Raw genomic sequence first — 23,930 nt, forward strand, 5'->3', positions numbered from 1 at the left:
GGGATCATTCTGAGTCAGTTTTGTTTAAACTAATACCGACAATATTTCGACAATGTGTTCCCTTCAACGGCAGAAGGCCGTTTGATGCTTACCTGTTAATTTTAGACAGTTGCTATGGCCTTTTCACCAGTACTTTGTCGATGCGTGCACCATCCATATCCACAATTTCGAAAGAAAATCCTTTCCACGTTAGCAGTTCTCCTGTTTTCGGTATATGCTCCAGCAGATCGAGTATCAGGCCGCTAAGCGTGTTGTATTCATATCTGGAATACAGATCGCCTTTCTTGAAATAAGTAAGGAAATCATAGAATGAACATTGCCCGTCCACAAGGCAGCTACCGTCCTGCCGTTGCACTATGTCGGGCTCTTCATGCGGGTCGAGTATTGTGCCTACCAATGCTTCCAGAATATCTTTGAGGGTGACGATCCCGCGTACAATACCGAATTCATCACAAACAAGGGCGTACTGTATATGCTTCATCTTCATCTCTTCCAAAGCACTGTAGACTTCCATATTTTCGTAAAAGTAATGAACGGGACGAACCACCTGCATGATATCAAAGCCGGGGTCTTCTATTTTCCCGAACATATCCTTCAAGTGCACAATACCTTCTATATGATCTAAATCCTTATTACCCACAGGATATTTGTCGAATGGGTTATTCTGTATAATCCCGATTATTTCCTGATTGGTCATATCAGTATCTATCCATACTATTTCGCCCCGGTAGGTCATAATAGATTCCAGATCCCTGTCGCCCAGGGTGAAGACGCGCTCCACTATATCTTGTTCCACTTCCTGTACTTCACCTCCTTCGGTTCCTTCCTGTATCATCGACTTTATCTCTTCCTCCGTTACCTTGGTATCAGAATTTTTGATGCCCAACAGGTTAAAAATGAGAGAAGTGCTCTTGGAAAGAATCCAAACGAAAGGAGATACAACGATGGAAAGATAATGCATCGGGCGAGCTATAAACTTGGCTATCTTTTCAGACGCGCTTAAGCCAATCCTTTTAGGAACCAATTCACCGAAGACAATCGTAAAATAGGTAACTACAATGACAATACTAACTTTTGCGATGGTCAGCACATACTGATTCGGAATACCTGTGCTGTTCAGTATCTTGGCAAAATCATCGGCTAGTACATCTCCCGAATAAAGACCGGTCAGGATTCCTATTAATGTGATCCCAACCTGTACAGTCGACAAAAAACGGTCTGGGTGATTTGCCAGATTCACAGCGGCCTGAGCAGCCTTGTTGCCTCGTTTGGCTTCGTTATTGAGACTGGACTTACGGGCGGATACGACGGCTATTTCCGACATTGAGAAGATACCATTCAATAGTATCAGTGCAATAATTATTGCGATTTCCATATATATTCTTTATTGAAACCGTAAAGATATCGGCTATCGCTATTTTTTCCAAATGCCGGAGAGAAATATTTGCAAATTAAAGGAAAAGGAGGGAGGATTCTTATCAATCCTCCATTATCAGATCATTCAGAAACTCACTCAATGGTTGCATCAATTTATACATCTCTCTGATATACGGTACCAGATCGTCACTGAACAGCTTTTCAGCAGGGATCGGCTTGTACGCATAGAAATGTTTCAACTTCAGGTATTCTGCCGCGGGATGATTTTTGTCGAATCCATTAGGAACACGTTGCAAGGCGTCTTCGTCACGGAAGAGATCTCCTATTTCCTTTTTGAAACGCTTCTCGTTGAGTATTTCCTGAAACAGTTCGAAGTCCTCATATATGCCCCGTCTCACTTTTTTCAATTGGTCGGGCGTCAGCATATAATGTCCGCACGAAATGAAACTTTCTTCCGGGTCGATATGCAGGTAATAGCCCGATGATTTATCCAGACCACGGGGACGGAATACTGCGCCGAAGTGTGTTTTATACGGCGACTTATCAGAAGAGAAGCGTACATCCCGGTAGATCCGGAAGATACATTTCTTCGGCTCCAGTAATCCTGTTTCAGGGTCGAATGTGGCTATCGCCTGTATTGTTTGCCCGACCAGCTTCTCGTAGTCGGCACGTGCCCGGTCATACCATTTCTTATTTTCGGTAAACCATTCGCGATAGTTGTTTTCCTTTAGTGCGGCGAGGAAATCGAGGGTATCCTTTTTCAGCATGATCTATATTGTTTCGTTTGAGAATATATGTTTACGGTTTTTTGTGGGATGCAAGGTACTTATTTTTTTACATAGCCGAACCCCGATCCCAAATCTTTTTAGGGTAAATGGGCGAAAATTGATAGTTATAATTATATTTTCGTCATTTTACATTAATTAACTATTTGGTGTTAAAATCTGACATATCTGACACTTTATTTACTGTTTTTATATTGTCTATTTTATATCTGTTAACTAAACCCAGTTAAAAGGTAACGGGAAATCAGTTAACAGTTAACAGTCATCAGTTAACAATAAAATCCTCCTGCTCTTATAACAGTCATTGTCAATTTTCAACTTTGGCTCCGCCGATTTACGTTTCGCTTCAATTCAGCTTTCAATTAAAAAAGGTAACAAAAGTAACACTTTTTTCAGTTAACAGTCGACAGGTCGTATCTTGTCTACTCGTAACTTGTAACTGCCCGTAGGGCGAAGTAACTCGTAACTATTAAAAAGTAACACCTTTTTAGCTATTAGCTGATAGCTGTCAGCCAATAGCTTATGGATAAAACCTGACAAACTTGACACATTTCCCACTATTTTTTATCTGTTACTTTTTTCCCTCTCTGTAGGTCCCCCTTGGGTCATGTACTTGGCAACTTTTTACGGTATTTAAATTTTTAAATTATTAAACCCTGAATCTTTAAATCTTAAATCAATTTTTCAAAGAACTATCAGCTAACAGCTAAAGGCTGTCAGCTACATATAGATAAAATTGTGCGAAAAGATTAAGGGACTGTTTGATTAAATGTATGTAAAAATAAGTTTTATTTTGTTATACAGGCTGATAATCATCGCCTTTTTCCATTTGTAATGGATGCATTTTCCATACATTTATCACTTAAACGATAAAATGATGCCGCTATGGAACTATTAAAACCAAAAAGACTGCTTACCCTGATTTTCTCTCTTCTCGTTTTCGCAGCTGCTTACTCACAAAAAAAGGATGACGACAGGGTATATTGGAATGACAGGCAAAAACTGATTGTCGACGATTTCGGTATCAAAACCAGGAATCTGGAAAGTGGGGCAACTTCGGCTGATTTTGCTATCGATTATGATGTGAGCCGTTTCAACTTCATAAGTAAGAATTTCAATAAGAATGTTCGCAACTATATGGTTAAATCGACTTCACAGATTGATACTACCGGCAATGTGCAGCAATATTTGCTTTACCAGCAGACACTTTTCAACCTGAGTGAAATATATGCCCGTGAACTGAGAAAAGCATTAAAAGAAAATCGCAAACTGTTGATTTCGGGTACTAAGGTTGCCGATGAACTAAACTGGAAGGTGATGTCGGAGTTCCTCGACCGCAGGAGTAAATATACGCAGGAAACTAATTCGGCAAGTGATCCGGTTAAGCAAAAAGAGTGGGAAGATCAGATTGCCTATGAACTGAACGAACTGAAAGATTTTGTCTACGGGAAGTAGAAACTAATAATCGGAGCCGGCATAAAGAAAGAAAACATTAACGGGCTCCGTTAAACATTAAGATGTATATCGCTGTTTTATAGTAGATAAGTAACTCATTACTTTAAAAAACGCCTATGCATATTTTTATTACCGGAGGCACAGGGCTGATTGGTACGGCTTTGGTTAAGACACTCATCAGACAAGGACATGACGTTATGGTACTGAGCCGTAATCCTCTTAAAGCTGAGAAAAAACTTGATAAACAGGCAAAGTTTTGTACTTCATTACAGGCTATGAAGTCTCTCGACGGTTATGAAGCTGTCATAAATCTCGCGGGAGAGCCTATTATCGGAAAGCGCTGGACCAAAAAGCAGAAAGAGCGTTTGTGTAATAGCCGGTGGAATATTACCCGCCGGTTGACAGAGTTGATAAAAGCCAGTGATATACCCCCTAAAGTATTTATTTCCGGTTCTGCTGTCGGGTATTATGGTGCGCAGGATAATAGTGTACTGACAGAGCAATCGGGCTTTAACGATGAATTTACTCATCAGTTGTGTAAAAAGTGGGAGGACCTGGCATTGGCAGCCCAAAGCGACAAGACGAGAGTCTGCATATCGCGTACGGGGGTCGTCCTTTCAAAAGAGGGTGGGATGTTATCTATTCTGACCCTCCCTTTCCGCCTGGGCCTGGGATGTACACTCGGCAAGGGTAACCAGTATATATCGTGGATACATATACAGGATATGGTAAATGCGATTGTTTACCTGATGGATATGCCTGAAGCCCGGGGAATATTCAACCTTACTGCTCCCAATCCGGTAACAAATAAGCGGTTTTCAAATATATTGTCTGCAACACTGTATCGTCCGCGTATATTTCGCATGCCTGCATTTGTAATGAAGCTTGTTATGAGTGAGGCTGCCACGATGGTAGTTGACGGGCAGCGGGCAATACCGCAACATCTTACCGCCCTGCATTACCGGTTTACCTTCGAGCATCTGGATGAGGCATTGAATGCCATACTGAAAGGACGGAAGTATAAAAAGCAGCTTGTTAGGGCCGGTTCTCAAAAAGGTATTAATGTTTAATTACACTTGTTGAACGTATGATTTATTTCATGTCTTACGTTCCGTTTTTTCCTGTTAAGATATTACATTTGTAGTCAGTTAAGTAAAAGAACGTATTTAATGACGGAATAGATCAACAAACAGGTCTGCGACCTTAATAACTACAAATAGACATGATATACAGTTTTGCAAACGATTATGCAGAAGGGTGCCATCCCTCCATACTAGAGGCTTTGTTAAGCAGCAATTATTCTCAGCAACCCGGATATGGTGATGATGAATATAGCCGTAATGCCGAAAGGAAGATCAGAGAATTAACCAATAGTGAAGCCGATGTCCATATGATCTCGGGAGGTACTTTAGCTAACCTGACGGTGCTGGCTTCTATACTTCGCCCATTCGAATCGGTGGTGGCTGCCACAACAGGCCATATTTATGTAAATGAAGCCGGGGCTATAGAAGCTGCGGGGCATAAGGTGGAAGCGGCTCCGGTTAGTAACGGCAAATTGCGCCCGGAAGATATAAAGCCGTTCCTGAATAAGATAAGAGGGCACCATGTGGTGCGCACGAGGGTCGTATATATATCGAATTCCACAGAGCTGGGGACAGTATATACAAAACGGGAACTGACTGATTTATTCACGTTTTGCAAGGCTAACGATCTTATATTATTTATGGACGGAGCCAGGTTGCCGATGGCTTTGACCGCGCCCTCTAACGATATGGACCTGGCGGACATAGCGGCATTGACCGATGTATTTTATATAGGTGGAACCAAATGCGGGGCATTGCTTGGTGAGGCTGTCGTAATAACAAATCCTGAATTGAAGAAAGATTTCAAATTTCATCTGAAGCAACGGGGGGCACTTACAGCAAAAGGCCGGGCAATGGGAATACAGTTCGACCAGCTATTGCGGGATAATTTGATCTTTGACCTGGCCGGCCATGCCAACCGTATGGCGGCAAAAATGGCCGCGGCATTCAAAGCGAAAGGATTTTCCTTACTTATTGATTCGGATACGAACCAGATATTTCCAATATTACCAAACGAATTATTAAAGCATGTGCAGGATAATTACGGATGCTTGGTATGGAGTATTGTGGACGAAGAACAAACGGCTGTACGCTTTATTACATCATGGGCTACTCCGGAGCATGTAGTAGATGAATTTGTTGAAAAACTGAATGTGAGAGGAAGATTATATTGATCTATATAAAACGAAAAAGTCCGCAACATCACATCGCTGACTTTCCCAACCTTAACACAAACTTTACAAAACTACACAAACATAAAACCACTATCAGGATAAAATGTTCGCTGTATATTTCGATTTAACAGTGTTAAAATTTACGGGGATTAATATTGCGCTGTAAATCAGTTGTTCATTTGGCCGGCCTATTTTTGTATTTAATATCTGTTAACATTGTATGGTGTTTTTAAAGAGGATAAATCAGAAGTAAATCCTTAAAGTCCGGTCAAATCTATCCATTATTTTATACAGTCGTTTGCCTAAAATGCGTTGCTGTTCTTTTTTGGAGTTTTGTTCCATTTCTGCGTAAGTTGTAGCTGTACTTTTTGTGTAGGCATAGCCATATTGCCGGGTGTTGATCTGTATAAGTATAAATATGATAGTAAAAGATAAGATCGTGGTGGTAATGGCCTTTGCATTGTCCCTTAAAGTTCTGAACATAGGAATAGTAAGATTGGCAATGGTACAGCATGTGATAAGCAGGAATATATCGTAATTGTTCCACCACCATATTTTCCCATATCCTCCGGTATAGTTTTCCGACGGCCACCAAAGTGCTATGCCTCCCCATGCCGAGGCGGGAGTAGGCAGGTCTCCGGCCAGATGTGCCCAGATGCCCAGAACAAACACAACGAAATAGATTATGTGGCTCCTGGTAAAGTCAATAATATGCAAATCAGATTTTTTTGATAGTTTTCGTATGAGGAACATGCTGAGGATAAGTAATATCCCTAAAAGGATACTGGCCGTTAAAGAATGAAAGAATGCGTGATGCGAATACCAGAATTTATTGCTGTAAATAATTTTACCTGTATCTGCGAGCCCGAATAATTTACCAAATGTAGCATCGAAGCGCGGCCACATACTGATAGCATCTATATCTGGGAGCATGCCGCCGAGAGTACCCGTCAGTATTATTTTCACTTTTCGGAGGGGGGTAGTTTTTACAAAAGTTGAAGCGCTGGTTGCCACGGCTGCACCGGACAAGGCGTGGGTAAGTATATCCATAGGGTAGGGGTTATTCGGGTTGAGCTTGTTCTGTTTTTTTAGACAGTCTGTTATTAAGGTTTTCTATCAGGGCTTCTTTGTTTGCAAGCGATAATAAACTGTTTATATATCCTAATGGCGCGGGTATTTCATCGTTACTTTCTATAACGACGGTTGAGCCAGTTAATCTGCTTTTTCTCATGTATGCGCGGCCTATATTAGCGTATGCTACATAGTTTTTGTGTATTTGCATCTGTCCCTTCATTTCGGAAAAGAACAGGCCTTCATCGGCCAGGCGGGCTATTTCTATTTTCTTGAAAAGATTGACATAGGCCCTTATCCCAAACAGCATTGTCGCCATTATAAATAATAAGGAAATAAGTACGAGGCCGGATATGGAGCCTATTATTCCCTCCCCGGCCGGGTTGGTATGAACAGCCCTGATCCCGTCTGATATAAAGAGGTATGAAAAGATTATAAAAGCACAGGTAATAAATAAAAAGATAGTACCGAAAATATAGTCCTGTCTTTTGTTCGAATAGTATATGATGTCGGTTTCTCTCTTTTTCATAGACATAGGTTTGTATCTGATGATTCTTCAAATATACGATAAATGTTTTATTTTATGCTTTATCGGTGTATATCGTAATATAAACATAAGCTTATATATAGATATGGATAAGCGCAGATTCCATATTTTATTCTGATTTTTTTTTCTGTCATATTATAAGATTGATTGCATTCCGGTTCTCATAGCATTGATGCGAGAGCGTTGTGTGCTGAAAGAAGAGAGTGTCAATGTATAACTGTATCTTTATGAGAATAACAAAAAAAGCCTTCCGGTAGTAAATCCGGAAGGCCTCAATACTTATTTGTTTACGAAATTATTTATAATCTTTCAGGATCTCCTGTAATCTTTTGCGTGCAAAAAATATCCGGCTTTTTACCGTACCTAAAGGTAAATTCAGAGATTTGGCTATTTCATTATACTTGAAACCTGTAAAGTACATAGAAAACGGTATTTTATAATCATCATTGAAAGTATCCAGCACTTTCATTATTTCATGATATGTGAAAGAACCTTCCGGTGAGTCGAAGCCGGATTCCTGAGGCATATTTAATTGATATAAGTTGTCGGAGTTATCCAGAACTGTTTGCATGCGTACAATCCGGCGATAGTTATTTATAAACAGGTTGTGCATTATAGTGAAAACCCATCCTTTAAAGTTTATATTGTCGTAATACTTGTCTATATTACTCAAGGCTTTCAGTGTAGTTTCTTGAGTAAGATCTTTAGCTTCATCTCGGTTCGTCGTGAGAGTCAATGCATAATTTAACATGTTGTTTTGCATTAGTACCAAGTCGTGTTCCAGTGTTTGTTTGCTAGTCTTCATTACTCTTCTTTTTTGTAAATGTTTTATAATTCTTCTAGTCTTTGATATTACAAAGATATATGTTTTTTTGCATATGATTGCATAAACAACTAAAAAGTAAGCCTTAAATGTTAAAAAATATATATAAATAAATTGCTAGTAATCAATAAATAAAACTAAGGCTTGTTTTCATTAACATATGATTTCTGTCCTGGGTCGAATTAGTTTGATCGATTATAGTATATGATAATTTTATCTGTTTATATGTCTTTTGTAAAAATATGATATATTAACTTAAAACAATAGAACAAGCGATAACGCCTTTTTGTTCTCTTGATACGTTATGTTTATTAGTTTATTGAAAAATAAAGAACTATTATTGCATCAGAAGTCTAAAATTTGCGAGATGATAGTTACTCCATTTTTTTTAAGAGGGTAGCTGAGAAGGTAATCTGTAATAATCGTAACTTTGGCTGCCGGTTATTTAATTATAATGTGTAAAAAGAGTACTTAATCGTGGATAATTTGTCAAGGTACACCAGAAAATATGTAACTATACTGTTTATTTTTTCGATATGTCAGTTATTGCTGCCTGCAATTCTATTGGCACAGACTGGCGGAACGAATAATGATACGATACCTTTATATTCGGGCGATACGATCCGTAAATCTATTTATTCGCAGCAAATGAAAAATAGAAGTACTATCTATGACTTCGTTTGGGGTAAACATTACAGGGAGTTGTATACTATTCCCGTTTCGGTAGGCTCATCGACATTAAAATCTCTTTTTGGAAGGCTTGAGGTCACCGGTCAGGCAGAAGAATTTCATGGCCTTTATATGGTAGATAAGAATGGACGAAACTATCTGGTGAAGCCTTTAAGCGGTTCTTCCAGCTTTCTTCAGTCGGAGTTTTTTCAGGAAATGTATAATAAAAACGACTTTAAGGATACATATATCAATAGCTTTATAGGAGACGCCTATACTATCGTAAACCCCTATACCTTCATTGCTTCCGACTATATGGCTAAAGTTCTGGATCTGAATTCGAACAATCCCCGCCTTTACTATATAGCTCAGAATGCTACGTCGGATACTATAGTAGATGGTACGGAGATTCAGGATAAGCTTGTAAGTATAATGAATGTTCCCGACCTGGCCACACGGAAAGATATAATCAGTACGGCTGATCTGTTGAAAAATATGCAGGGTGACAAATCTCATGTTGTAGACAGGGATCTTTATATACGTGAACGGTTATTTGATATGCTGATCGGCGACTGGAACAAGACGCCAGAGAACTGGAACTGGCAGATGAGTATCAAGGATGACAAGGTTCTGTATAAACCTATTGTAATAGACCGCAGCCATGCTTTTATGAAAGTGGATGGTTTGCTGACAGGACAAATGCTGAGTGTATTGTCTCTCGGATTTATATCCGATTACAAGGATCATATTGCCAATCTGAAAAAGTTCAATAAGCTGGGATTTACCCTCGATGTAGCCTTAGCCGGCCAAAGTAAACGTGCCGATTGGCTCCGGCAGGCGCAATATCTGAAGCGCAAACTGACCGACCGTGTAATCGATGATGCGTTTGCCCGTCTGCCTAAAGAGATACAATGCGGCGAAATAGATGAGATAGAGCAAAAACTGAAAAAGCGGAGGGATAATCTTGTAGAAATAGCTTTGGAATATTATAAAGAATTACAGTTCAATCCGGTAATAACCGGAACGGACAATGACGATAGGTTCATAATAGATAAATTCCATCGTGACAGCATACAGATAGACGTATATAACCGGAATACGAACAAACTCGTATTCAGTCACAGGTATACGAAGAAAAACTCGAAAGAAATATGGATGTATGGTATGGGTGGAGATGACAGCTTTGAGGTGAGGGGCAACGGAAAAAATAAAATACCATTGTATCTGCTGGGAGGGAAAGGAGACAACAGATTCGATATGCAGCCCGGCAGTAAAATAAAAATATTCGGTTATAATTCTCAGAAACAGGCATTAGACTCCATAAAGAAAGCAAAGGTAATAATTACCGATAATGCTAATATCCACGATTATGATTACGAGAAAACCCGTTATAAAAGTGTTTCATTCAGCCCGTGGGGAGTGTATGACTCTGACTGGGGGCTGAGCCTTGGCAGTTTTGTGACATATACCCGTTATGGACTGAAACGCTCCCCTTTTTCATACCAGCACCGTATAGGCTATAATTATTTGAAAGGATTTATGTATAAAGGTATTTTCCCGATGTACGACGATCGCAAAAGTATTTATTTAGATGCTTTTGTAGGTTCTCCTGCAAACTTCTCCAACTTCTTCGGATTTGGGAACAATACGGATGGATTTAAAGATGAAAAGAGGGTATATAACCGCGTGAAGGTGGGGCAGTATTCATTAGCGCCATCTTTTCATTATACATTGGCGAAAGATCATCAGCTCGTATTAGCATCCTCAATCGAAATGTTTAAAATCAAGCGGGTCGACGGCAGGTATATCAATGAATACTACAATAACGATTATTCAATATTCGATACCCGTTATTTTGCAGATTTGAGTGTGTCGTATGAAATAGATAAGGAAATTTCCAATATTGTTCCCGCTTTTACGGGAGTGCTTACTGCCGGATGGAAAATGAATATACTCCATCCCGGACGGAATTTTCCATATGCAGAGTTTGATGTGTCTCTTAATGTGAAACTTACAGACCGGATTACCTGGGCTACAAAGATGAAGGGAAAAGCTATATTTAACGATAAATACGAGTTTTACCAATCGGCTTCTACCGAATTGCGGGGATATCGTGACAGCCGGTTTATAGGGCGGCAATCCTATTATCAGTATTCCGATTTACGTTTGGATATGGGGAAAATAAAGAACCCGTTCACTCCTCTCAAATACGGGTTGTTTGCCGGATTCGATTTCGGGCGGGTGTGGTATCCGCACGAGTCTTCGAAAAAATGGCATGCATCTTATGGTGGCGGTGCATGGATGACCATTATCAATAAAATAACCACTAAATATTCATGGTTCGGTTCGGGTGATGATTTCCGTTTTATGTTTGGTTTGGGAATGGGATTTTGATATCTTTGGGTAAATAAAGGTATAATCATGAAAGCACTAGGCCCCAAAGGTATAAAATACCTGAAAATATTACATCTTCTCCTGGCTATTATGTGGATCGGCGGAGCGCTGGCAATGTCGGTTCTTGCTTTGACAGGCAAGCCTGGAACGGATGATGAACTGTATATGTTTTCGCGCATGCTGCAAATTATAGACGATTACCTGATTATTCCCGGCGCGATGGGAAATATACTGATAGGTATCGTTTACGGTATATGGACAAAGTGGGGCTTTTTCAAACACCGCTGGCTGACTGTGAAATGGATACTGACTATCGTTCAGGTCTTGTTCGGTACATTTGTATTGGGTCCCTGGATAAACGGGAATGTAGAACTTGCACAGACGCCGGGCCGGGACATACTGTCCGGTACCGGCTATTTCCACAATCTGGAGATGACACGTATATGGGGTACGGTACAGACAACTATATTGCTTGGTTTTATTGTCATATCGGTTTTGAAGCCATGGAAGAAGGCGGCAAACGGAACGGGTAAGAAGCAGGAGTCTTAATACGGGATAAATGTCCTGGTCTGAATAAACACTTATATAATATAACGATTTATGTACAAACTGACTTTTTTATTATTCTTTATTTCTGTCTCTCTTTTTGCCCAGAATATAGAGCAGACATACCGTAATCCGGTTATTGCCGGCGATTTGCCGGACCCGACTGTTATCCGTGTAGGTGACAGTTACTATGCGGCAGGGACAACTTCCGAGTTTGTTCCCGGTTATCCTTTATTTCACTCCAAAGACCTTATCAATTGGGAACGTATAGGCGCGGTATTTAATGATCCTCCGGCCTGGATTAAAGGTGACTGCTGGGCTCCGGAATTGTATTACAACAATGGCACATATTTTGTCTATTACACGGCTCGCAAAAAAAGCGATAATATATCGTGTATAGGTGTAGCTTCCACAAAAGACATTACAAAAGGATTTACCGATCATGGCCCGCTTATAGAATGGGGTAAGGAAGCGATAGATGCCTATATATTTAAAGATGATGACGGTAAGCTTTATATAACATGGAAAGCTTACGGGCTCGATGAGCGTCCGATAGAGATACTGGCTTCCGGGTTGTCGTCTGACGGTTTGTCTCTTAAAGGAGAGCATTTTACACTGACCGATCACACTAAAGGCTGGATCGGGCGCGGCGACGAAGGGCAATGTATTGTGAAACGTAACGGCTATTATTATCATTTCTACTCTATCGGTGGATGTTGCGACAACCGTTGCGATTACCGGATACATGTTGCGCGTGCAAAAAGCCTCAGGGGCGAATGGGAACAATATGAGCCTGACCCGATACTGCAAGGAGGTAAAGACTGGCGGTGTTCGGGGCATGGTACGCTTGTGCAGACTCCCGATAACAGATATTTTTACCTCTATCACGCATACAACGCTTATGATTTCGAATATGTAGGCCGTCAGGCGCTTTTAGACGAGTTGGTATGGAACGATACCACAGGATGGCCCTATTTCAGATATGGCGATACTCCTACGGCTCAGGCTCCGGTACCATTCAAAGGTACAGTGCAGAAGAGGAATATAGATTTCTATGACGACTTTACTGTTGCAGATGAGGGAAAAGATAAATACTGGCAATGGGATATGTATTTATCCAAACCATTAACGGAGAAGAATAATGGTTCTCTGACTATAACAAATACCAAAAATGGCCTTGGTTTTCGCGGAATAAATGTACAGACAGGTAATTACACTATGGCCACTATGGTGAATACTACAGGTTCCAACTTTAAAGGATTGACCATATATGCGGGATTTGAAAATCTCTATGCATGGGGTGTTGAAGGCAAAGAAGTAAAACTATTCAAACTGGAGAAAGGGCAGAAAACAGAATTGTATTCGACCGCGTTCGGCGATAATCAATCTGTAATGCTAAAAGCCGAAGCCATAAATGCCAGGCTATACCGTTTCTATTGGTCGGCGGACGGAACGGAGTGGCATATATTCCCGTCCGGTAACCAGCGGGTAGACATAACCGGGCTTCCTCAGTGGGGACGCGGATTGCGTATAGGCCTGCTTACCGGAAATAATGGAAAGGATAATAAGGCGGTATTCGGATATTTTAATGTGGAAAATAAATATTAAGAACCTTTTTTTATTTTATTGACGCATTATGTACCGGGGGCGAATGATCAGATACTCCTGAAAAATGAGGTATTAATTCTTGATTGATAACTTAAATAACAAGTCAGGGGCAGGTTTTAAAGGGACTTGCCCCTGACTTTTATAAATGCCTGATAGCGGTAACGATGCGCAATATCCGGGTATGCGCGATTATTCTGGTCGCCCTTGTTTACGTGCAGGAAATACCTTTGTAAAAAATATTACTTCCGGTCATTTTTTTTCTGATAAAAAATGAATTACATTGTTGTGTTTATTCATATATTTGCTGCCATAGAGTTTGAGTAAAATAACATATGAGTTTTAAGAGCAGTGTAAATGGCAAAAGAAGGGCCATCATGCGGGGATTGACCAGAAATATTGGCCGTTCCGCGTTTAATAAGTACGCCCACGGTATATCTGATTCTGATATCAGAAGAGTTTTGATCTCAAGGCCGAACAGCCGTTTGGGAAACCAACTGTTGATAACACCTTTGGTACAGGAAATCTCCGGCACATTCCCCAATTGTAAAATAGATTTGTTTGTCAGAGGAAATATCTCCTTTATTTTATTCGAGAACTATAAAAATGTTGATCGAATAATTAAGTTGCCCAAGAAACCTTTCAGGGAATTGTTTAAATACTTGAAAGTCTGGTTTTCATTGAAGAAACATAATTATGATATTGTAATAAATGTAGATAATAATTCTTCATCCGGAAGGCTTTCCACGCAATTTACGAATGCCCGCTTTAAATTTTTCAATGATCTGGATAAGGATCTTCTGGCGAAGTATGAAGATTATGAGCATATAGCGAAATTTCCGGTCTATAATTTTCGGGGCAACCTTATCCGGTTAGGATTTAACGGGACAGATATTGATAAACCGATTCCGGTTTTGGACATAAAACTGAGCCTTTCCGAAATTGCTACAGGGAAAAAAATAATGGATAGTCTGGTTGACAAGGAGAAAAAGACAATATCTGTTTATACTTATGCTACAGGAGATAAATGTTACTCAAAGGATTGGTGGTTCAATACTTATGAGAGACTTAAAGCCGAATATGGTGAAAAATATAATATTCTGGAAATTTTACCTGTCGAGAATGTTTCGCAGATAGACTTTAAAGCTCCATCGTATTATAGCAAAGACATTCGTGAAATAACTGCTTTTATCAATAATACGGAAGTCTTCATTGGAGCCGATAGTGGCATTATGCATTTGGCGAGCGCGGCACAAACTCCTGTTGTGGGATTGTTTTCCGTTACAAATGCAGACAAGTATAAGCCTTATAATGAAGGAAGTGTGGCTGTCGATACCAATACTATGGATATTAATGATATAGTTGCTGCCATCGATAAAATACTTGGAATAAAGAAATAAGCATTCTTTCCCAACAGGAAAAACAAAAAGCCGGAGAATTTACTATCTCCGGCTTTTTATTTTCATTAGAAGTATATTATCAGAAACTCCATTTCTCCGATGTTTTAGCCGCACCCGTTTTGCCTGTCCCTCCTTTATAATATTTCAAAGCTGCAGGGAGGTCTTTTTGTATCTGTTTGATACGGGTATCGTCCGAAGGGTGGGTACTCATAAACTCTGGCGTGCTGCTTCCTTTTTGTGCCATACGTTGCCAGAATGCAGATGCGGCACTGGGGTCGTATCCGGCCATAGCCATGAATATAAGTCCCAGCTGGTCAGCCTCAAGTTCCTGCTTGCGCGAATACGGCAACAGAATTCCATATTGTGCCCCCAATCCTAATGCCGCCGCCGCTACCTGTTGTGTAACCGCGGATGTGCCACCAAGGGCTGCTCCGACAGCAGCAGTACCATACTGTGTAGCCATCTGGTTGCTCATGCGTTCGTTCGCATGTTTTGCAACGGCATGTGCAACCTCATGTCCTAAAACTACTGCCAGTCCTGTTTCGTTCTGAGTATAAGGCAATATGCCTTCATATACTACTATTTTTCCGCCGGGCATACAGAATGCATTTACATCAGCACTCTTTACCAGGTTGAATTCCCATGAGTAATCTTTTACCTGATCGGCATAGCCGTTATTATTCAGATAAGTTTCTACAGCGTTGGCTATATTGCGGCCTACTTTCTGTACAAGAGCCGTATTGGCCTTGTCTGTAGATATAGGAGCCGATTTTATGAATTCGCCGTATTGTTGCAGGCTAAGAGTCAGCACTTCGCTGTTCGAAACCAGGTTCAGTTGCTTCCGGCCCGTTACCGGAACACTTCCGCATCCTGTAAATAGTAGCGTATAGCCGAGGAATAATATGAGACATTTTTTTACCATAATAGTTTGTTAGTTTGATCTGTTAAAATTATTTATTATTCTGTTCTTTCAGTAAATCCCTTATTTCTGTCAACAGTGTCTCTTCTTTAGTCGGAGCCGGAGGTGCAGCCGGTTCTTCCGCTTTTTTTGTTTGTAAAGCATTTATTCCTTTGATGGCAAAGAAAATAGCTGTTGCAATTATTACAAAGTCCAAGATAGTCTGTATAAAAGTACCATAGTTGATGCTCACTGCCGGAATATCACCTACCGCATCTTTAAGCACGAATTTTAGATCTGTAAAATTTACTCCGCCTAAGATAATCCCTATTGGGGGCATTATAATATCACTTACCAGAGATGATACTATTTTTCCGAAAGCTCCACCGACAATGACACCGACTGCCATATCGACTACGTTGCCGCGCATCATGAAATTCTTCAATTCTTTTAATACTGCCATATTAATTTTTATATGTTTTAGTTTGTTAAATACTACAATTAGAATTAAAACACAAACTTAATATATTTTGTTTAATTTAATTTTAATGGCTGCCGGTTTATTTTCATCCGATATTATATAGTCTTCTACGCATATGCTATCCGGCAGGTTTATCATAAAAGGGATCAGGTTCGGGTTTGGAGTAAAAGAGCCATGCTTACCATGGTTAAGTATGTATCCTTCCATATATATGGTATCGTCATGTACACTGTAATCTATAGCCAGCATATTACCGGGCAATGTCATATACATACTGACAGGCGCGCTAAGCCTTACTTTTTCTATGATCTCTTTATGCTCTTCTCCGGAGAAGAATGTGTTTTCGGGATCAGAATTCAGAATATTTTCAACAGGCATGTAATGATGGCTTATAAAAAACAGCCCTTTATAAAAAGAATATACAAGAAATTGATTATCGGCTAGTGCGTGTATATATATTTCTGCATCTTTATATCTTATTATTTTAGGGGAAAAGGGTAGGGACACCACTTTTTCTATATGCTCCCTTATCGCATATTCTTCTTCATGGCTGGTCTTTACCGCTAAGAGCATATTTCCGTTGGCATATTTTGAGATTATGACCGGGTAATGGATATTGTTTCCCAGTATATCTATCAATCCGGTCAAGGATGGTGCATAACTAAACAGCTTTTCCAGATTATAGCCCCTGTTTATATTTATTACTTCCGTAGCCTGGGGCGATACATAGCTGTACAAGTCAGTATCGAAAGATTGCTTGTTGTATTTCAATCTTTTGTACATCTGCCATCCGCCAATAAGAATAGTGATTATCAGAACAAATAAAATAACTATCTTTATCCTCCGTTTAGTCATAGATAAGTAAAAGAATGTATTCTTACAAAGATATATGAAAGCTTTAGTATTGAGAGAACTTAAGTCTGTTTTTTGCTCCGCTGCAGGTGCTTTTTATGCTTTGGCCTTTCTTTTAACAGCGGGAGTGATGCTCTGGGCTTTTTCGGGTAGGTATAATCTGATCGATGGCGGATATGTCGATCTGAACCGTTTCTTCGGTCTGGCCCCCGTGTTATTTGCAGTGTTGATTCCGGCGCTGACTATGCGCTTGTTCTCCGAGGAAAAGAAAAACAAGACACTCGATATTTTGAAGGCGAGACCGGTGAAGGCTTCGGAAATATATTTCAGTAAGTTTCTGGCTGCTGTTGTTTTTGTATTGGTTACTCTCCTGCCTACTGCCGTTTATGCCTGCTCTTTATATCAGCTGGCGAATCCTGTGGGGAATATCGATTTGGATAGCATAATGGCTTCATATATCTCTCTGGTATTAATAGCTTCGGTATTTATTTCCATCGGTTTGTTCGGGTCGGTGATTACGAAGAATCAGGTGGTTGCGCTCATCGTATCTGTTTTCCTTTGTTTATTTTCCTTTTATGGGTTCGATATGCTATCGGGCTTCTTCCTTTCGGGGAAAATACAGGCGTCGGTAGCTTCTTTCGGATTGTCGGGGCATTATAATCTGATGCAGCGCGGGGCAATAGAAATCAAGGATTTAGCGGTTGTGATTAATTATCTGGTAGTATTCGTTTTGTTGGCTGTTTTATATTTGAAACAGAATAAACCGCGACTGCTGATTGCTTTGGCGTCGGCGGTACTGATCTTAAATATAGTATTTTTCTTTGCTCCAAATTCCAGATTGGACTTCACCGCGGATAAACGTTATACATTGAGTGATTATTCCAAAGATATACTTGAGCGGGTGGGAGACGGGAGTTTATTAAAGGTTGATGTTTATTTGACAGGGGACTTAAATTATGGCTTTCAGCGATTGAAAGATGCTACATCAGATCTGCTCTCGGATTTTAACCGCTTTGCGGATGATAATATTCATATCAGATATATAAATCCATATGAAAGCGGCAAGTCAATGGAGGATACATTCGAATCCTTTTCCACAAAAGGAATGACCGGTGTTATGCTGAACGAAGTAGACCGTGAGGGGAAAGCCAGCCGGAAGATGATCTATCCTTACGCGCAGATTACAAACGGGAGGGATACGTTAATAGTCTCGTTGCTTAAAAATATGGCAGGCAATACGGCTGAAGAAAACTTAAATGCATCCGTTGAAAGTCTTGAATTCGAATTTACAGATGCTATACGGCTGCTAAACCGGGAGAATCCTAAAACCATAGCATTCATTGAAGGACATGATGAATTGCCCAGAACATATGTATATGATGCCGAAGAATTACTGTCCAAATATTACTCCGTCGATCGTGGCGAAATAGGTAACAATACCGGAATACTGGATGGGTTTGCAGCGGTTATCATTGCCGGCCCTCTATCGGAATATACCGAGGCCGAAAAGTATATTATCGACCAGTATATAATGAATGGAGGAAAAGTGTTGTGGCTGGTAGACGGCGTGTACTATTCGCATAAGGATTTAGCCACGACAGGGCAATCGGCTACAATGAAGAACAATGTGAACCTTGACGACCTGTTATTTACCTACGGGGTGCGTATAAACCCGGACCTGATACAGGACAGGCAATGTGTATCCACATATCTGATGACGGACGAAAAAATACAGGCAGGGACACTCTTGCCCAGTTTTTTTCAACCCCTGCTGATTCCTTCTCCAGATCATCCTGTAACTAAGAATGTAAGGGACGTAAAGGCCGGTTTTGCCAGTTCGGTAGATGTGGTAAATAATTCGCCTGCTGTGAAAAAGACCATATTGCTGACAAGTTCGGCTAATGCCCATTTGATGCAGGTACCTGAAATAATCGATTTTGATGTGGAACGTGTACAGGATATACCAGATTATTTTAATCAGCCGTTTGTGCCTGTAGCGGTAAGCCTCGAAGGTACATTTGCTTCGGCGTTTACAAACCGGTTGATCCCCGATAGCATAGAGGGAGGGGATAAAACTATAGGCCGGAGTAAGGAGACTAAGATGATAATCGTTTCGTCTTCCGATATTATCAGTAACGAAGTACAGGGACAGGGGCAAAACTCCCGGGTATTGCCAATGGGATATGACCGTATATCGCAGCAGCAATATGGTAATCGTGATTTTATTGTGAATGCCGTTAACTGGCTGACTGATGAGGATGGATTGATGGCGTTGCGCACCAAACGGCAGAGGCTTTATCTGTTAAATAAGAAAGAAGCTTTTGATAACAGGGATAGATACATGGTATTGAATATCGGGTTTCCTATCCTGTTTATGACTTTGCTTATGGGAGGAACTTTTATATACAGGAAGAGAAAGTATGAAAAGTAAGAACTTTATTGTTGATTAAAATAGAATTGATTTATCTATAATAGTATAGCTGTTAGTCTATAATTCATTGAAATATTGAACGAAAGGTGATAAACGGAAAAATATAATAAGTGTCAGGTTTGTCAGGTTTTTATTTCCTCCGGGAAGTTATGGTGAAATCGAAAAATGGGGAAAAAACCGACAGATGAAAAAAGGTGTAAAATATGTCAGGTTTGTCAGGTTTTTAGAAAATAGCTATGAATTACAGAGGTGGAAATTGCCTGAATGAAAAAATGTGCATCCGTTGTTTACTGCTAACTGATAACCGTTTATTGCTAACATATATCCATCAATTCTGAAAAATAACTAATTATTTGTTTGATAAACCTATTTCTCACTATATTTGTATATACACTTTTAACATTAAGAATGGACCATATAAAACAACGGATAGAAGCTCTCAGGGAAGAGCTTAATAAACATAATTATGATTATTACGTTTTGTCTGCACCCACAATATCTGATTTCGAATTCGATAAAAAATTAAAGGAATTATCTGAGTTGGAAGCTTTGCATCCCGAATATTTCGATGCTAATTCCCCGACTCAGCGTGTAGGCAGCGATATTAATAAATCGTTCAGGCAGGTAAGACATAAATATCCTATGCTTTCACTCGGCAACACTTATACCGAAGCCGAAGTAACGGATTTTTACAACCGTGTACAAAAAGGATTGAACGATGAATTTGAAATAGTCTGTGAACTCAAATATGACGGTACATCCATATCCCTGACATATATAAACGGTGAACTGACACAGGCGATAACCCGCGGTGACGGAGTACAGGGGGATGATGTGACGGCCAATGTGCGTACTATCCGCAGTATTCCATTACGTTTGCGTGGCAATGATTATCCTGCCGAATTTGAAATACGTGGCGAGATACTTATGCCCTGGTCTGTATTCGAAGATCTGAACAAGGAAAGGGCAGAGCAGGAAGAGGCGCTTTTTGCCAATCCGCGTAATGCAGGTTCGGGCACATTGAAGCAACAAGACCCTAAAATAGTGGCTACCCGTAAGCTCGATTCTTACCTTTATTTTATGCTGGGAGAGAATCTGCCGACTGATGGGCACTACGAAAACCTGATGAAAGCCAAAGAATGGGGATTCAAAATTTCGGATGCAACGAAGAAGTGTAAGACGCTGGACGAGATATTTGCCTATATTCATTACTGGGATATTGAGCGCAAGAATCTTCCTGTAGCTACCGATGGAATTGTATTGAAAGTAAATTCGCTTACGCAACAACGGAATCTCGGATATACCTCGAAGTTTCCACGTTGGGCGATAGCGTTCAAGTTTCAGGCCGAAAAGGCGGTGACTACCTTGGAATCTGTCTCTTATCAGGTGGGTAGGACAGGGGCTGTTACTCCTGTTGCCAATCTGAAGCCTGTGAAGCTATCGGGTACGACAGTAAAGCGTGCTTCCCTCTATAATGAAGATTATATAAACCTGCTCGATTTACATATTAACGATCAGGTATATGTGGAAAAAGGCGGTGAAATCATACCCAAAATAACAGGGGTGGATATATCGAAAAGAGGAATATTCGATGAAAAGGTAGAATTTACCAAAAACTGTCCTGAATGCGGTACTCCATTGGTGAAGGACGAAGGGGAAGCTATTTATTATTGTCCGAATGATATATCATGCCCGCCGCAGATCAAAGGGCGTATAGAACATTTCCTTACCCGCAAGGCAATGAATATAGCCGGAGGATCGGAGACGGTAGAGCATCTGTACAACGCGCGTCTTATACATAATATTGCAGACCTGTACACATTGAAATGGCAGGATGTATCCCGTCTCGAACGCTGGGCGGAAAAAAGCGCCAAAAACCTTGTGGATAGTATCCATGCATCGGTCTCGGTACCTTATGCCCGTGTCCTTTATGCTTTGGGTATCCGTTATGTAGGGGAAACCGTGGCTAAAAAGCTGGCTCTCGCATTTCCTGATATCGATGCGCTTATGGCAGCCCCGGCAGAAGACCTGGTGCAAGTGGACGAAATAGGTGACAGGATAGCGCAAAGTATTGTCAGATATTTTGGTGAAAGCAGTAATGTGGAGGTGGTAAATAGACTAAGGGAGTTTGGCATACAATTTGAACTTAGTGAAGACATCGTTTCTCAGCGAACCGAAAAGCTGAAAGGTCTGTCAATTGTTATCAGCGGTACCTTTGAAAAACATTCACGGGACGAATATAAAGCCATGATAGAACAAAACGGAGGAAAGAACAGCGGTTCTATCTCTTCAAAAACGAATTATATACTCGGTGGTGATAATATGGGCCCGGCTAAGTTGGAAAAGGCGGAAAGCCTGGGTGTGCCTATTATAACAGAGGACGCGTTTCTGGAAATGATAAATGAAAAGTGAATGATTAAGAATGGTGCAGGCAACTCGTGACTCGTTTACCCGTATCTTGTATCTCTAATAAATAGAAACTTATTTTTTATAAACCTAAATAAAAAACAACCATGGAATTGAAACCAATCCAAGAAAAATTTAAATCACTTTACGGGACTGATGGTGTAACATATACATCGCCCGGACGTATCAACCTTATCGGAGAACATACAGACTACAATGGTGGTTTCGTACTACCCGGAGCAATAGATAAAGCTATGTATTGCGTGATTAAGCCGAACGGTACACCGGACCGTATCAGGGCATATGCTATGGACTTGTCGGAAATGGACGAATTCGGATTGGACGATATTCCAATCAAGCAGTGGGGTAAATACATATTCGGAGTATGCAACGAGATGATCAAACGCGGAAAGAAAGTTGAAGGATTCGACTGTGTATTTGCGGGTGATGTGCCGCTGGGAGCAGGCATGTCTTCTTCCGCTGCTTTGGAAAGCTGCTTTGGCTTCGCTATCAATGATATGTATAACTTAGGTTTCGACCGTTTCGAACTGGCATTGATAGGTCAGGCTACCGAACACAATTATGTAGGTGTTAAATGCGGTATTATGGATCAGTTCGCATCTTGCTTTGGTAAAGAAGGTTCGCTTATCCGTCTCGATTGCCGTTCACTGGAATACGAATATGTGCCATTCGATCCGGTAGGATATCGTCTGGTATTATTGAATACATGTGTAGCTCACGAATTGGCTTCTTCAGCTTATAACAAGCGCCGTGAATCGTGCGAGAATGCGGCTTCTTATATCCGCAAATATCATCCGGAAGTGGAACTGCTCCGCGATGCGACACTGGATATGCTGAAAGAGGTGGCCAATGAAGTGAGCGCGGAGGACTATATGCGTGCAGAATTCGTAATTGAGGAAATACAGCGTTTGCAGGATGCCTGCGAAGCATTGAAGAAAGGTGATTACGAAACAGTGGGTAAGAAGATGTATGAAACCCATATCGGACTGAGCCGTAAATATGAAGTAAGCTGCGACGAACTTGACTTCCTGAACGATGTAGCCCGCCAATGCGGTGTGACAGGTTCACGTGTGATGGGTGGTGGTTTTGGAGGTTGTACAATCAACCTTGTGAAGAACGAACTTCACGATAGCTTTATCAAGCGTGCGACCGAAGCTTATGAACAAAAGTTTAAAATCAAACCTAAAGTCTACGATGTCGTAATCAAAGACGGTGCTAGAAAACTTTAATAATCAGGCCGGATTTTAGATGGATTAAAATTCATGGCTTTTGATACATACTAATATTTAGGGTCCCCCCGTTCGTATTAGACGGGGGGATTTGAAACACAAATACAACAAACTATGCAATAATAAAAATAATATTTCAACCATATATTCAATCATATGTTTGGCTTTAAGGTTAAAAAGAAGATACATGCTGCTCTTAAGAGCAACGAACGTACACATATCTTTCATAAACTGGACGATATGAAAAAAATCCTTATACTATTTACCGGTGAAGACTGGAATGAAGTGCTTCAGATCAGCCGGGATTTAAAAGATAAAGGCAAGGATATCATATTATGGACGGTTCAGTTGGGGAAAAATGGGGATAGCCTGACATATCCTCCGGATGTAAGGGTTATCGGTCAGAAAGATATTTCTAAATGGTTGGGATTGTCTTCCCGGGTTATTGACGAATTCAGAAAACTGTCGTATGATACATTGTTGGACCTGACGACAAAGAACGATAAGTCTTTGCTGTATCTGCTGGCCAATAATTCTGCTGAATTCTGTATCGGCATCAGGGAGCAGGATTTTAAAGTTTACGACCTTATTATCCTTAAAGAAGAGGATTCAAATCTTCTTGAAACATATAAGCAGATAAAATTTTACCTGAACAATATACGTTGAGGAATAAATTAATTCTT

At 40.5% G+C, this 23,930-nt stretch carries 19 protein-coding genes; 11 read left to right on the forward strand and 8 right to left on the reverse strand.

The genetic code is table 11. The features are described from left to right. Positions 1–112: 112 nt before the first annotated feature. Together ACYQ3L_RS14815 and ACYQ3L_RS14820 are read right to left on the reverse strand one after the other, a co-directional pair. Entirely contained in the window at positions 113–1,375 is a 1,263-nt protein-coding gene (locus ACYQ3L_RS14815; protein ID WP_380001665.1) for a hemolysin family protein, read from the reverse strand. A 103-nt stretch (positions 1,376–1,478) separates the two neighbouring features. Then, a complete protein-coding gene (locus tag ACYQ3L_RS14820; RefSeq protein ID WP_380001663.1) occupies positions 1,479–2,144 on the reverse strand; it encodes a DUF2461 domain-containing protein in 666 nt (221 codons plus the stop codon). A gap of 903 nt (positions 2,145–3,047) precedes the next feature. Here ACYQ3L_RS14820 and ACYQ3L_RS14825 point away from each other — a divergent pair. The 3 genes from ACYQ3L_RS14825 (at position 3,048) to ACYQ3L_RS14835 (ending at position 5,874) form a co-directional block, all read left to right on the forward strand. Then, complete coding sequence (locus tag ACYQ3L_RS14825) at positions 3,048–3,617, forward strand: hypothetical protein (protein WP_380001661.1); 570 nt, start codon at positions 3,048–3,050, stop codon at positions 3,615–3,617. Between the two features lie 116 nt (positions 3,618–3,733). Continuing rightward, positions 3,734–4,687, forward strand: a complete 954-nt coding sequence (locus tag ACYQ3L_RS14830; protein WP_380001659.1) for a TIGR01777 family oxidoreductase — start codon at positions 3,734–3,736, stop codon at positions 4,685–4,687. Positions 4,688–4,839: 152 nt separating this feature from the next. Beyond that, a complete protein-coding gene (locus ACYQ3L_RS14835) occupies positions 4,840–5,874 on the forward strand; it encodes a threonine aldolase family protein (protein WP_380001657.1) in 1,035 nt (344 codons plus the stop codon). Between the two features lie 243 nt (positions 5,875–6,117). Here the strand turns inward: ACYQ3L_RS14835 and ACYQ3L_RS14840 are convergent, their stop codons facing one another. From ACYQ3L_RS14840 to ACYQ3L_RS14850, 3 genes are all read right to left on the reverse strand, one after another. After that, entirely contained in the window at positions 6,118–6,924 is an 807-nt protein-coding gene (locus ACYQ3L_RS14840; RefSeq protein ID WP_380001655.1) for a metal-dependent hydrolase, read from the reverse strand. 10 nt (positions 6,925–6,934) lie between these two features. Next, a complete protein-coding gene (locus tag ACYQ3L_RS14845) occupies positions 6,935–7,474 on the reverse strand; it encodes a hypothetical protein (RefSeq protein WP_380001653.1) in 540 nt (179 codons plus the stop codon). Between the two features lie 313 nt (positions 7,475–7,787). Next, positions 7,788–8,297 (reverse strand): RNA polymerase sigma factor, encoded by a 510-nt coding sequence (locus tag ACYQ3L_RS14850; protein ID WP_380001651.1) that lies wholly within the window; start codon positions 8,295–8,297, stop codon positions 7,788–7,790. Positions 8,298–8,792: 495 nt separating this feature from the next. Between ACYQ3L_RS14850 and ACYQ3L_RS14855 the strand changes: the two genes are divergently transcribed. The 4 genes from ACYQ3L_RS14855 (at position 8,793) to ACYQ3L_RS14870 (ending at position 14,929) form a co-directional block, all read left to right on the forward strand. Further along, positions 8,793–11,378: a hypothetical protein gene (locus ACYQ3L_RS14855; protein WP_380001649.1), complete on the forward strand. Its 2,586-nt coding sequence runs from the start codon at positions 8,793–8,795 to the stop codon at positions 11,376–11,378. 27 nt (positions 11,379–11,405) lie between these two features. Beyond that, positions 11,406–11,927: a DUF2269 family protein gene (locus ACYQ3L_RS14860; RefSeq protein ID WP_380001647.1), complete on the forward strand. Its 522-nt coding sequence runs from the start codon at positions 11,406–11,408 to the stop codon at positions 11,925–11,927. 51 nt (positions 11,928–11,978) lie between these two features. After that, entirely contained in the window at positions 11,979–13,532 is a 1,554-nt protein-coding gene (locus ACYQ3L_RS14865) for a family 43 glycosylhydrolase (RefSeq protein WP_380001645.1), read from the forward strand. 332 nt (positions 13,533–13,864) lie between these two features. Beyond that, positions 13,865–14,929, forward strand: a complete 1,065-nt coding sequence (locus ACYQ3L_RS14870; RefSeq protein WP_380001643.1) for a glycosyltransferase family 9 protein — start codon at positions 13,865–13,867, stop codon at positions 14,927–14,929. Positions 14,930–15,008: 79 nt separating this feature from the next. Here ACYQ3L_RS14870 and ACYQ3L_RS14875 read toward each other — a convergent pair whose 3' ends face one another. From ACYQ3L_RS14875 to ACYQ3L_RS14885, 3 genes are read right to left on the reverse strand one after another with little or no spacing between them, the layout of a single operon-like run. After that, the gene (locus ACYQ3L_RS14875; RefSeq protein WP_380001641.1) at positions 15,009–15,851 is read right to left on the reverse strand and encodes a M48 family metallopeptidase; all 843 of its coding nucleotides are present in this window, start codon (positions 15,849–15,851) and stop codon (positions 15,009–15,011) included. Positions 15,852–15,879: 28 nt separating this feature from the next. After that, entirely contained in the window at positions 15,880–16,290 is a 411-nt protein-coding gene (mscL, locus tag ACYQ3L_RS14880) for a large-conductance mechanosensitive channel protein MscL (RefSeq protein ID WP_291112526.1), read from the reverse strand. 57 nt (positions 16,291–16,347) lie between these two features. Continuing rightward, entirely contained in the window at positions 16,348–17,163 is an 816-nt protein-coding gene (locus ACYQ3L_RS14885; protein WP_380001639.1) for a hypothetical protein, read from the reverse strand. Between the two features lie 34 nt (positions 17,164–17,197). Here ACYQ3L_RS14885 and gldG point away from each other — a divergent pair, with 34 nt between their 5' ends. From gldG to ACYQ3L_RS14905, 4 genes are all read left to right on the forward strand, one after another. Continuing rightward, complete coding sequence (gldG, locus tag ACYQ3L_RS14890; protein WP_380001637.1) at positions 17,198–19,591, forward strand: gliding motility-associated ABC transporter substrate-binding protein GldG; 2,394 nt, start codon at positions 17,198–17,200, stop codon at positions 19,589–19,591. 408 nt (positions 19,592–19,999) lie between these two features. Beyond that, positions 20,000–22,003: an NAD-dependent DNA ligase LigA gene (gene ligA / locus ACYQ3L_RS14895; protein WP_380001635.1), complete on the forward strand. Its 2,004-nt coding sequence runs from the start codon at positions 20,000–20,002 to the stop codon at positions 22,001–22,003. 101 nt (positions 22,004–22,104) lie between these two features. After that, on the forward strand, positions 22,105–23,247 hold the full coding sequence (galK, locus tag ACYQ3L_RS14900) for a galactokinase (RefSeq protein WP_380001633.1): 1,143 nt from the start codon (positions 22,105–22,107) through the stop codon (positions 23,245–23,247). 156 nt (positions 23,248–23,403) lie between these two features. After that, positions 23,404–23,913 (forward strand): DUF6913 domain-containing protein, encoded by a 510-nt coding sequence (locus ACYQ3L_RS14905; RefSeq protein ID WP_380001631.1) that lies wholly within the window; start codon positions 23,404–23,406, stop codon positions 23,911–23,913. The last annotated feature ends 17 nt before the right edge of the window (positions 23,914–23,930 follow it).

The organism is Dysgonomonas termitidis (genome assembly GCF_054657735.1).

Coding starts and splice junctions, on each gene's coding strand:
- ACYQ3L_RS14815 (WP_380001665.1), bottom strand. CDS start 1,375: ATGGAAATCGCAATAATTATTGCACTGATACTATTGAATGGTATCTTC.
- ACYQ3L_RS14820 (WP_380001663.1), bottom strand. CDS start 2,144: ATGCTGAAAAAGGATACCCTCGATTTCCTCGCCGCACTAAAGGAAAAC.
- ACYQ3L_RS14825 (WP_380001661.1), top strand. CDS start 3,048: ATGGAACTATTAAAACCAAAAAGACTGCTTACCCTGATTTTCTCTCTT.
- ACYQ3L_RS14830 (WP_380001659.1), top strand. CDS start 3,734: ATGCATATTTTTATTACCGGAGGCACAGGGCTGATTGGTACGGCTTTG.
- ACYQ3L_RS14835 (WP_380001657.1), top strand. CDS start 4,840: ATGATATACAGTTTTGCAAACGATTATGCAGAAGGGTGCCATCCCTCC.
- ACYQ3L_RS14840 (WP_380001655.1), bottom strand. CDS start 6,924: ATGGATATACTTACCCACGCCTTGTCCGGTGCAGCCGTGGCAACCAGC.
- ACYQ3L_RS14845 (WP_380001653.1), bottom strand. CDS start 7,474: ATGAAAAAGAGAGAAACCGACATCATATACTATTCGAACAAAAGACAG.
- ACYQ3L_RS14850 (WP_380001651.1), bottom strand. CDS start 8,297: ATGAAGACTAGCAAACAAACACTGGAACACGACTTGGTACTAATGCAA.
- ACYQ3L_RS14860 (WP_380001647.1), top strand. CDS start 11,406: ATGAAAGCACTAGGCCCCAAAGGTATAAAATACCTGAAAATATTACAT.
- ACYQ3L_RS14865 (WP_380001645.1), top strand. CDS start 11,979: ATGTACAAACTGACTTTTTTATTATTCTTTATTTCTGTCTCTCTTTTT.
- ACYQ3L_RS14870 (WP_380001643.1), top strand. CDS start 13,865: ATGAGTTTTAAGAGCAGTGTAAATGGCAAAAGAAGGGCCATCATGCGG.
- ACYQ3L_RS14875 (WP_380001641.1), bottom strand. CDS start 15,851: ATGGTAAAAAAATGTCTCATATTATTCCTCGGCTATACGCTACTATTT.
- mscL (WP_291112526.1), bottom strand. CDS start 16,290: ATGGCAGTATTAAAAGAATTGAAGAATTTCATGATGCGCGGCAACGTA.
- ACYQ3L_RS14885 (WP_380001639.1), bottom strand. CDS start 17,163: ATGACTAAACGGAGGATAAAGATAGTTATTTTATTTGTTCTGATAATC.
- gldG (WP_380001637.1), top strand. CDS start 17,198: ATGAAAGCTTTAGTATTGAGAGAACTTAAGTCTGTTTTTTGCTCCGCT.
- ligA (WP_380001635.1), top strand. CDS start 20,000: ATGGACCATATAAAACAACGGATAGAAGCTCTCAGGGAAGAGCTTAAT.
- galK (WP_380001633.1), top strand. CDS start 22,105: ATGGAATTGAAACCAATCCAAGAAAAATTTAAATCACTTTACGGGACT.
- ACYQ3L_RS14905 (WP_380001631.1), top strand. CDS start 23,404: ATGTTTGGCTTTAAGGTTAAAAAGAAGATACATGCTGCTCTTAAGAGC.